The organism is Tenacibaculum crassostreae, assembly GCF_964512405.1.
Classification (GTDB): domain Bacteria; phylum Bacteroidota; class Bacteroidia; order Flavobacteriales; family Flavobacteriaceae; genus Polaribacter; species Polaribacter crassostreae.
Genome location: NZ_CAZELE010000001.1, coordinates 157,435 through 168,239, shown reverse-complemented (window position 1 = coordinate 168,239; position 10,805 = coordinate 157,435). Strand labels below are relative to the sequence as shown.

General features: G+C 32.8%; 7 protein-coding genes. All 7 read right to left on the bottom strand.

Going from position 1 to position 10,805, the window contains the following annotated elements:
• Nucleotides 1-26: 26 nt before the first annotated feature.
• Entirely contained in the window at nt 27-608 is a 582-nt protein-coding gene (locus ACKTST_RS00735) for an acyltransferase (RefSeq protein ID WP_408045882.1), read from the bottom strand.
• Nucleotides 609-670: 62 nt separating this feature from the next.
• The gene (locus ACKTST_RS00730) at nt 671-1,414 is read right to left on the bottom strand and encodes an energy transducer TonB (RefSeq protein WP_408045881.1); all 744 of its coding nucleotides are present in this window, start codon (nt 1,412-1,414) and stop codon (nt 671-673) included.
• Nucleotides 1,415-1,517: 103 nt separating this feature from the next.
• Nucleotides 1,518-2,240, bottom strand: coding sequence for an energy transducer TonB (locus ACKTST_RS00725; RefSeq protein ID WP_408045880.1), 723 nt, complete (start codon nt 2,238-2,240; stop codon nt 1,518-1,520).
• A 63-nt stretch (nt 2,241-2,303) separates the two neighbouring features.
• The gene (locus tag ACKTST_RS00720; RefSeq protein ID WP_408045879.1) at nt 2,304-2,681 is read right to left on the bottom strand and encodes a VanZ family protein; all 378 of its coding nucleotides are present in this window, start codon (nt 2,679-2,681) and stop codon (nt 2,304-2,306) included.
• Complete coding sequence (gcvH, locus tag ACKTST_RS00715; RefSeq protein ID WP_408045878.1) at nt 2,647-3,027, bottom strand: glycine cleavage system protein GcvH; 381 nt, start codon at nt 3,025-3,027, stop codon at nt 2,647-2,649. The genes ACKTST_RS00720 and gcvH overlap by 35 nt, the downstream gene beginning before the upstream one ends.
• Before the next feature lie 32 nt (nt 3,028-3,059).
• The gene (gene sov, locus ACKTST_RS00710; protein WP_408045877.1) at nt 3,060-10,190 is read right to left on the bottom strand and encodes a T9SS outer membrane translocon Sov/SprA; all 7,131 of its coding nucleotides are present in this window, start codon (nt 10,188-10,190) and stop codon (nt 3,060-3,062) included.
• Between the two features lie 6 nt (nt 10,191-10,196).
• Nucleotides 10,197-10,778 (bottom strand): Holliday junction branch migration protein RuvA, encoded by a 582-nt coding sequence (ruvA, locus tag ACKTST_RS00705; protein WP_408045876.1) that lies wholly within the window; start codon nt 10,776-10,778, stop codon nt 10,197-10,199.
• Nucleotides 10,779-10,805 lie beyond the last annotated feature (27 nt).

The window sequence follows — 10,805 nt, the reverse complement described above, 5'->3', positions numbered from 1 at the left end:
TTTTTTTACTTTATCTAAACCTTAGGTTAACATTTTGTTACTTCATTATCTTTTAAACAATATTTATCTCCACTTTCTGGGCAATTTGCAAACCCTTTTTCATCAAAATATAAACGATGACCGTACTCGCTAATCCACCCTATTTGTTTAGAAGGATTTCCTACAACCAAAGCATAAGGTGCAACTTCTTTAGTTACCACAGCTCCTGCACCAATAAAAGCGTATTCTCCTATATTATTTCCACAAACAATTGTTGCATTTGCTCCTATACTTGCTCCTTTTTTTACAGTTGTTTCTAGGTATTGATCTTGTCTTTTAATTGCACTACGCGGATTAATTACGTTGGTAAACACCATTGATGGACCCAAAAAAACATCATCTTCACAAATAACACCTGTATAAATAGAGACGTTATTTTGAACTTTCACATTACTTCCTAACACAACCTTAGGTGATACCACTACATTTTGACCAATATTACAATTATCACCTATTTTACAGTTGGGCATTATATGGCTAAAATGCCATATTTTAGTTCCATTACCTATAATTGAACCATCGTCGATAACTGCTGTTTCGTGTGCAAAAAATGTTTTATCTGTATCCATATAAACAAAAATAAAAAAACTCAACCTAAAACGGTTGAGCTTTTTCTCTGATAATCTAAATCTTATTCAACTTTAAAAGTAATTGGTAATGTATATTTTACTTTTACTTCTTTATTATTTTGTTTTCCTGGTTGAAATTTAGGAAGTTTATTTACTACTCTATCTGTTTCTTTTTCTAGTTTCATATGCGGAGCTCTGATCTTAATATCTATGATATCTCCTGTTTTGTCAATTACAAACTGCGTTAAAATTTTATATTTTCCAGAACTTAATCCAACATCTTGAGCTAGTTCAGCATTAAAATTTCGCTGTATGTGTTGTTGAATTTTTTGCTCAAAGCATTTTTTATTTTCCTCTTCAGAAAGTCCCTCACATCCTTTAAACACAGGAGTATTTTGTACATTATTAATCGATATTGGGTCATCAGTATCATCAATATTTTCAACTTCTCTAGCCTGAAATATCGTAGTAACATCTATTACTGGTTCATCAACTGACATATCAATTACCGTGGTAATTTCTGTGTTGTTATCAACCACTTTAGGCTTTAAGTCCTCAACTCGAGTTGTTGTTTTTTCAGGTGATTTAACAACCTCTTTTACATTCTTTAAGATAATTGGTTGCTTAAACGTGTAAACTAGTTCGTAAACTTCTTCTTTTGTTGGTTCAATCACAGCCAATTCTTTAGCTGTTTCATGTTCTAAAACAAGAAAAACGACAAATAAGGTAAGTACTAAACCTAACTGCGTAAAGATTGTTGAGAATTTTTCTAACTGTTTTCTGGCGTGTTTTTTTGTTGTTTTCATAGTACATTTATTTTATGTTAATACTATGTTAAAAACAATAAGCATGCCAATAAAAAAAGCAATCCGGAATGGATTGCTTTTTTTATATTAAAGTATTTTACTACTACTCTACGTTAAATGTGATAGGTAATGTATAACCTACTCTTACCGCTCTACCTCTCTGTCTACCTGGTTGCATTTTAGGAATCTTCCTTGCAACTCTTTCTGCTTCTTGCTTTAATCTTGGGTGAGGTGCTCTTGCAGCTACGCTAGTGATAGAACCATCTTTGTCAATTTTAAATTGAACGTAAATTCTCTTTTTACCCGGTGATAAACCTAATTCATTTGCTAATTCAGCGTTAAAATTACGTTGTACGTGTTTTTGTAATTTCTTATTTAAACACTCTTTCTTTTGAGCTTTAGTACCTGAACATCCAGGAAATACAGGAACTTCTTCAATAATAGCGAAAGGTACATCTTCAACTACTTCTTCCACTTCTTCTACCTCTTCAATGTCTTCTACAACAATTTCTTCAGATTCATCTGTTTCAGTAGATTCGATAACTGTCTCTTCAACCTCTTTTTCATCTTCTACTACCTCAATTTTTTCAGGAGCTGGTGGTGGAGGTGTGTTTGGTTTTGGTTTTGGTGGCTCAATTTGAAGCTCGATAGTTTCTTCTTCAATATCTGAAGCCATATTAGCCATACCTAAATCTCCATATTCTTTATCATATGTTTTGCTTTCAATAGCAGCATATGTTACAAATAAAGCTAAAACCAAACCTATTTGCATGAATAGCTTGCTGTAGTTTTCTAAGTTTGATTTTGGATTTTTCTTAATTTCCATCCTAAATGTTTTTAATAGTTCGCTAATTTAATTAATTTATTTCAACTTTTACAAGCATAATCCTTAAATAGCTTTATTTTTCTTAAAAAAAGAGTTATAAATAATAAAAGCTATTAAAATACCCGTCGTATTTGCGATTACATCTAAAATCTCACCCGATCTATACGATGTTATTGTAACTTGTAGAGCCTCAATAATTATGCCGTAAAGAAAGCAACAAAAAACTATTAAAAGTTTACTGATTTTTGTTCTTCTTAAGGCTACTAACCATACAAAAGTGAGAATAAAATAAGCTAAAGCATGCTCAACTTTATCAATGTTATTTATTTGTATGGGAGCTTTTCCTAACTTGATTAAACTAATAATAGCAATACCTATGGTAGTAAGTATTGCTATTATTGTTACTTTATCCTTTAATAAGTTCTTGATATTGTTCAGCACTTAATAAATCTGCTACTTGTGATTCGTCAGATAATTTTACTTTAATCATCCATCCTTCTCCATAAGGGTCTGAGTTTACCAATTCTGGTTCATCTTCAAGAGCTTCATTAAACTCAACTACTTCTCCTGATAATGGCATGAATAAATCTGAAACTGTTTTTACAGCTTCAACTGAACCAAAAACTTCTTCTGAATCTAAAGTTTCGTCTAAAGTATCAACGTCTACATAAACGATGTCTCCTAACTCACCTTGTGCGAAATCAGTAATACCAATAGTTGCTACATCACCTTCTACCTTTACCCACTCGTGGTCTTTGGTATATTTTAATTCTGATGGAATGTTCATTGTAATTGTTTTTATTGTGTTTTGTGTTTGTTTTAATTTCCTAAATTATATACTAAATTGATTCCTGCATTAATTGATTGTCTCGGGAAAGAGGTTGAAATTGCATATTCAAACGTTTGATGGTTGTAATAAAAAGAAGCTGTTAAATTTCTGCTTAAATTATAGTCGGCAATGAATTTTAATCCGAATAATTTTTCGCCTCCTGTAATTTGACTATTCTCTTCATCTACACTTCTTATCAACGTTAAATTGTCTCTTAACGAAATATCTGCTCTTAAATTAATATCTCCTTTTAAGGTTTCTTTCTTTCCTGTAAATCTGGTCACAAATTTAACATCTCTGATCTTATATCCAAATCCTAAAACATATTCTGTTCCTTTAATGTCTGTTAACGTATTATTGTTAAAGTTTAAGGTTAATGTTCTATCTTTTCTTATTTCTCCTTTAAACGAAATAGAGTTTTTCATTCTAAAATCTACTTTAATTAATGGAGAAAATTCATCAATTAATGTTGCCGACGAAATTAAGAGTTCTGGTTGATAATTCCCAGAAGTATTTGTGTTTGTTATACTTTCTGAATCGTATTGTAAATTGTTAGTGTAATTACTTATTGAGTAAACCGAATTATAACCGTGAGATAACGTAAATGAGCTAAAGTTTTTCTTAAACCACTTATACTTCATAAATCCGTTATAACGAAGCGTCCAGTTTGGAATTGGAATGTTCTTGAAAATTCCTGTACTAACAGAATTAGGATTGTTTCCTGAATATGCCGCTATAAATGCTGGTAACATTGCTTGTTGTCCGTTTGTTTTAAATCCAGGGTTTGTATTTTCAGGATCTTCATCGTTTACAGCAATTCCTTGTTCAGTTGCTAATCTTCCAGAAATAGTTTCACGATAGTCTAAGAAGTTTTGATATAAAGTTTCATTATCTGAAAAAACCGTACCTAACATAAAATGACTTGAACTATAATCACCTGTTTCAAAAGGTTTGATATCTTGATCTTGCTCAAAACCTCCATTCCCATCAGAAACAATATCTAATTGTTGCGTTAAATTACTTGTACGAATTCTGGTTCCTCTTACATCAATTGTTAAGTCATTAAATGGTTTTACAGATACCGTATAATCTAATTTTTTAAACCTTGTTTTAGCATAATTCTTACTGTAGTAATCTTCATCCGCGTTACGAGTAATCAACCAATTGTTTTCAATCGCTTTATTTAAGATGTCTGTTTGGCTACCAAATACAAATCCTAATGTTGGTGCTAAACCTCCACCTGTATTGTCTCTTCCTAAGAAACCTACCTCAGGTATGTACCCTTGTAATAAAGTTCCGTTATTTTGTGTATAACTAATTTTTGCTCTTTTAACAGAAGTTAAAACATCGTATACTCCTTTTCCTAACTTTTGACCAAAAGAAGCATTCTTTTTTAATTTTGCTTTTTGCGCAACTTGGTTTTTACCTAAGGTTGCTGTTCCTTTTTGAGCTGTTTTTTTCTTTGTTCCTTTTAACAATAACTTATCTACTCCTAAAATTTTATAAAAACGACCAAAATCGATATTTGTATTTAAGTTATGCGTATTGGCATTTTGAATCATATTACCAACTTGCTCAACATAACTTTGCGATCCTGCTTTCCAATCAAAATCAGCAGTGTAGCCATAATCAGCATTAATAAAACTTAAAAATGGAAACTTATCTAAAGGAAGTTTATACGTCGCATTTAACTTTTGATGGTAATTATCTGCTCTACCAATATTGAAAAACTGGTCGTATACTTCTAAATTTTCCTCTTCTCCAAAACTATCATAAATATAATTATTGGTAGCGTTGAAGTTTAAAGTTAACGACTTTGTTAAATCGAAACCAATCGTATAATCCCAATTAAACAAGAACCTACGTTGAACTAATTCTGGTTGTTCAGGTAGCCCTTCAATTAAGTTTCTAGATTGTTGGCTGTTGTAATTTCTATTAATTCTAGAATTTAACGCTAACGTTTTAGGTACAGGATTAATATTTAAATCTTTAATGAATTTTAAATACCTACTCTTAAATCCTTTTGATTTTTTAAACGGCTCTATAACAAACGGAAGGAAGTTAAAATTATAACTCGCACCTGCCATTACGTTTTTGTTCTCGTAACTTTCAATATTATAATCTTTGTGAAATTCTTCGCTATGAGCATACGATGCTGAAAAGTTTTCTACATTATAAAATTTAGGTTTTTTCTTACTCTCAGGATTTCTATTCTTTTTTACATTGATGAAACTAATACTCTTTCTTCGAGTGTAATCTTGAGCATTTTTGCTATTCGGGTTTTTGTCAATTGCATCTTTAAGTTCTACATCTTGAAATTGCGGATCGTATTTTGGATCTCTAAATTCCTCTCCGTATGTATAACTCATAGGTACTTGCATGTTCCATTTTTTAGGCATCATTTTACCTAACTGAACATTCGTAGCTACGCTATACTGTTTAATTTCTTCAATGCTTCGTTGTTGTACACGATCTTCTACATTACCAAAACCTACCGTTGACATTCTTCCTGCTAAAGAAACATCTAGCACATCTGCCATATTTGCGTCTGCATTTACAACAGCTGCCCACCCTCCTTTATTATCAAAACCTACAGCACGTAATTCGTTAAACCAAACCTCTATCGTTTTAGTGTCAACTACTTCTTTATTCTTCACCCCTAACATTACCGTTCGTATTTGAGCTAAGGTTGGGTTTCCTTTTACAGAGATTTTTAGTTTCCCTCCTTCAATGTGTGGATCATCTATTTCGCTAGAAAAAATATCACTTATATTAAAGCCTGTTGGTCTCTCAATTTTTAAATTAGCTAATTCTTTTAATGGTATTTCTAAATTGTTCGCTGTTGGCCATATTTCTTTTGGTGAAGCACTAGAAGTTGACCATTTTAAAGTCTTCTCTATTTCGTAATAATTATCATTTAGATCAGTCCCTAAACGAATAATTGCAACTGTGTTTGTTAGGTCATCTTTTTTTGCTTCTTTTTTAGGATCCTCTGCATGTAAAAACATACGTAAATTCTTATATCTACGCATATCAATACTTATGTTTTTATAAATGGTTCTTACGTCATCCGCCTTTAGATCAGTTACTTTTAAAGTCACTGATTGTTCGTTTTGGCGTTGAATTCTATTCGTCCCTTGTAATTGTTCCCTTTGAATCCCTGGAGGTAAATCATAACGATCTTGATTTTGCTCAATACTTACCACTCCAACTTCAAACTTATTCAACTCTTCAGGGGTTAAATTTTCAGGCACTCCCGCATCTGGCAATGTTTTCGTATAACGACGCCAATCTCCACGCACTAATTCTAACTCTCCAAAACGCAATACTACAGGCATTTTAAACTGAGTTAAGAACATTCTTATAAAACGAATACTGTTAAAATCATTAATATTAAATTTTTGATCTTCTTCTACATTCCTAATCGGAATTCTAAACTGGTACCATGTAGTACTTCTAGTTTCACCATTTAACAGCGTTACATTTTGAGTTTTAACATCAATAATATGATTTTGTCCTTGAACTAAATCTGTTTTATTTAATGAAATTTCGTACTCAAAATAACTATTTACAGGATTCATCGTTTGATCCTTATTGATATCTTCTGTATCTGGATACGTTGTTGATGAAGTTGGATACGACTCGTTAGATTGACTCGCAGTAGGCGAATTACCTTGTGTTCCGTTGTAATTTTTATATCGAGATAATACTGATGGGTTCATGTTTTCTATAGCCCCACCTCTAAAAAACTGGAAATTATCCCCTGCAGGATCTTCTAAAGCAGCAAATGCTGGATATTTTGCTTTTTCTTCCTCATCATTTAAACCATCTAAACCAACATCTTGATTCGTTCTTGCTTCATTACTAGAGTCAAAAGCATATAAGATTGATGGATTGATAGGAACATTACCCCAATCTGTTTCAACAACATTTCCTCCATCATTTTTCACACCGTCTGCTGGTAATCCGTTTTCATACTGTTTTCTACCATCTTTTAAGATGTCTTCAGAAACATTTCCTAAATTGATAAACAGTTTTCCTACCCAATTAGATGGATCTTGAGGATTTATTCCTGCTTGCAACCCTTCTTCAGCAGTAATTGAATAATTCTCATAAGGATCCATTAACCAAAACTGAATGTATTCTACATTCGCTTGTTCAAAGTTATTGGTTGTTAACGATCGCATGATACCTCCCCAACGCTCTTCAGGCAATACAGTATTTGCATTTTCGTTAAAATTATACGGACCTCTTTCAGCAGGATAGTATGCTAAATCTAACGTACGCACTAAGTTTTGTTGCGTAATGTCTAAATCGGTATTTGGGAATAACTCATTGTAACGTATTTGACGAACTTCATTTCTTGATAGTTCGTTTTCATCAATATTATCAGGTCTATTTCCGCCACCATAAAATAATTGATCAACATTATACCACGCTAACTTCCCTCTTTTGTAATTGTATTCAAGTCCGAAAGCACCACCGTCAAACCCTTGTGTTTCTGGTGTACTTGCTAAAAACCATTGTTGAGGCGATCCTAAATTGATAGGAATTTGTGATGCTTCAAAATCATCTAAATACGAAGTTGCCGTACCATCAACATTAATTCCGCTCGGAGATCCTGGTAATAAATATGCCATATCTGCCCTTACCGAAACATTTGAAGGAGCTTCTGTTTCTACAAACGGTAACTTGTTAGCTAATTTGGTTAAATAAGGCACTTCTGAAGAAAAGTCTAAATTTAACCCAAGCATGATATTGTCAATAGGTTCACCTCCAAAATTTACTTTCGGAGTAATCGGTTTTTCACTTACATTTAAAAATGTACCACCTAAAATAAATTCATCAGAAAAACGATGCTCAACATCAACTCCGAAGAACGTTTTTCGCTGCTGATTAAAGAACGTATTATTTTCAACTGTTGCATTAATCGGAACTCCTGAAGCTTCTAAACCTGGGTCTAAAATTTGTACGCGACCTAATTGATAATCGACTACATAATCAATTCCTTCAACCAATTGTCTTCCTCCTGCTGTTACACGTACCGACCCTCTAGGTACATTAAACGCTCCTAGTGAAATACCTCTACTTGTTTCTGACTTAAAATATCCTTTTAAAAAAAATTTATCTAAGTTTTGATATTCGTTTTTTGCCTGAATTTTTGTGGTTAAATATAACTCTTCAAAAATGTATTTATCTTGGTCAGCAGCGTTCGTCAATTCATCTTGTAAATCTTCTCCAAAAGGTTCTGGTTCAGGAAAGATAACATATCCTCTTTCAGAATTTACTGTTATTCCTTCAACATAATCAAAAAAACCATCACCATTAGTAACTGCGTATTCACTTTGATCTAACTTATCTAAATTTAAAATACGTAATAATGGTTTATCATTTATTCCTGGAGTTAATGCTTTTTGAAGTGTATTTTGTAAGGTTCCTGTTTCGTCATCACGGTATAATAATTCAAAACGAAAACCATCTCGTTGTAACGGAAATGCTCCTAAAGCATATACGTTTTTCATCATTAATCGCCAAGTTGGAAAAGGTTCTCCAAGCGTCGTTGTTGTTGAAGTTCCTGGGCGAACAGTGTTTAAAATTTCACTACGTAACAACTTAACAACAATATTATCTGGAGCAACAACTCCATCATTAGAAAACTCACCAACTTTAAAAACTGTCTCTCCGTTGGTAGCACCTACCACAGTATATTCATAAGCTACAGCTAATACTTCACCATCATTTAACCTTCTGTTCAAAGAGATAAATCCTAATTGAGGGTTCAATCTATATTCATTAGGTTGTAACTTTCGCGCATTTTGTAAGTACGTATAGTTAAATCCTTGACGAGCTGGAACACCAATACCGTTAATAGCATCATCAACTGTTGCGACATCTCTAATTTGAGGATCTGTTAATAAACTTACTAAGTTATTCACCTCATTGTAAGGAAGATTTTTTGAGTCTCCACTAATAGTTACTTGTGCAGGGGATGCTATATTGGTGATTTCTGTAGGATTGACCTCATTGTCATCTTCAGATTCACCTAAATCGGCAAGCGCCACAATACTACGATAATCGGTTACGTTTTGATTTCGGTTAGTAACCCAAACTTCAACTCTAGTAATGTTAATTGGGCTATTAACTAACGGATAATTTTCTAAAGCAGTTTTATAATTCTCTCTAAAATATTGTGATAAAAAGAAGTGACGATCATTATCATAATCGGATGCTCTAAACTCAAATTCCTCTATGGTTGCACCTCCTTCAGCAATTACTGTTTTAGATTGTGAGTTTTGTTGAGAAAAAGCTGCAGTAATATGTGTTTTACCAAATTGTAACTGTGTTTTTACTCCAAATAAAGCTTGTGCACCGTTAATTAATGAGTTTTTAATCGGCATACTTATGTTACCTGCCTCTATATTTCTTATAATGTCATCTTCAGTCGGTGTATACTCTAACTTAATAACGTTTTGAAAATCGAAAGTAGATTGTGTATCATAATTAGCCGTTACACGTAAACGCTCACCTACTTTTGCTTGTATACTTGCGCTAATTTGCTGGTCAAAATCAAACGTAAAACTACTTTGGTTTTCTACTGATATTTGTGGATTCTCATTATTTTGATAAACCCCGCCAAGTTTAATGTTTAACTGCCCTGTTGGATTTACCTCAACAGTATTCCCTCCAAAAACAGACTCAAAAAACTTCGATTTTACGTAATATTTTGGCAGTAAATTTCTACGTGCCGCAGTAGTTCCTCTTTTATTAGGATTTGTAGCGTCTACTTTTTCTTTGAAATAGCTTCTTAAATCATTTTTCAAACGGTATTGATCATATTCACTCGGAGTCATATAAATTGGCGTACCGATACAGTAGTCTCCAATTTTTTCAACAATTTTAAACTTGTTGAGTGTTTTATCAAAAGTAATTTCTTTTTGAACCGGATTGTTCAAAAAAAGAGTTCCGTTTTGGTTGTGATTAAAATTATATTTTAAAGGTATAACAGTATCTTTTTTAACTGTATTTGTACTGTCTGATTGAGTGTTTTGTGAAAATGAAACAACACTCACAAAAAAAGCGAGCGCTGTTAGTATTTTATTCGTAACTGTTGTCTTTTCCAACCTCTTTTATAATTTTTTCAACGCCTGTTTTATAAGCATTTCAACACTTGCGTCTGGTGTTTCTTTTAATATCCCCCCTATTACTTTGTCGGCTTGCTTTCTTACAAAGCCTAGAACCTCTAAAGCAGATAACGCTTCTTCTTTATTTGTATTGTTCTGTACCACAGAAACTTCATCAACATCAAAGGTTTTTAAAACTTTATCTTTTAGGTCTACAATAACACGTTGGGCAGTTTTAGCACCGATACCTTTAACCGATTGAATTAGTTTTACATCTTCAGAAGCAATAGCTTGTTGCACCTCTTGTGAGGTCATTGATGACAACATTGTTCTAGCTGTGCTAGGTCCAACGCCAGAAACAGAAGTTAACAACAAGAAAACTTCTCGCTCCATTTTTGTTGAAAAGCCATATAATGTATGCGCGTCTTCTCTTACAGATAAGTGTGTATATAACAATACATTTTCATCGTTTGGTAATGACGAATATGTATGTAAAGAAATGTGCATTAAATATCCTACTCCGCTGCAATCTACTACTGCGTAAGTAGGGTTTTTCTCCACAAGCTTCCCCCTTATTTGTGTTATCATTCAGCTATTTTTTCTACTTGCCTAAAA

What these genes read in the sequence shown, in the direction of transcription:
- ACKTST_RS00735 (WP_408045882.1), bottom strand. Translation starts at nt 608, where the DNA reads ATGGATACAGATAAAACATTTTTTGCACACGAAACAGCAGTTATCGAC.
- ACKTST_RS00730 (WP_408045881.1), bottom strand. Translation starts at nt 1,414, where the DNA reads ATGAAAACAACAAAAAAACACGCCAGAAAACAGTTAGAAAAATTCTCA.
- ACKTST_RS00725 (WP_408045880.1), bottom strand. Translation starts at nt 2,240, where the DNA reads ATGGAAATTAAGAAAAATCCAAAATCAAACTTAGAAAACTACAGCAAG.
- gcvH (WP_408045878.1), bottom strand. Translation starts at nt 3,027, where the DNA reads ATGAACATTCCATCAGAATTAAAATATACCAAAGACCACGAGTGGGTA.
- ruvA (WP_408045876.1), bottom strand. Translation starts at nt 10,778, where the DNA reads ATGATAACACAAATAAGGGGGAAGCTTGTGGAGAAAAACCCTACTTAC.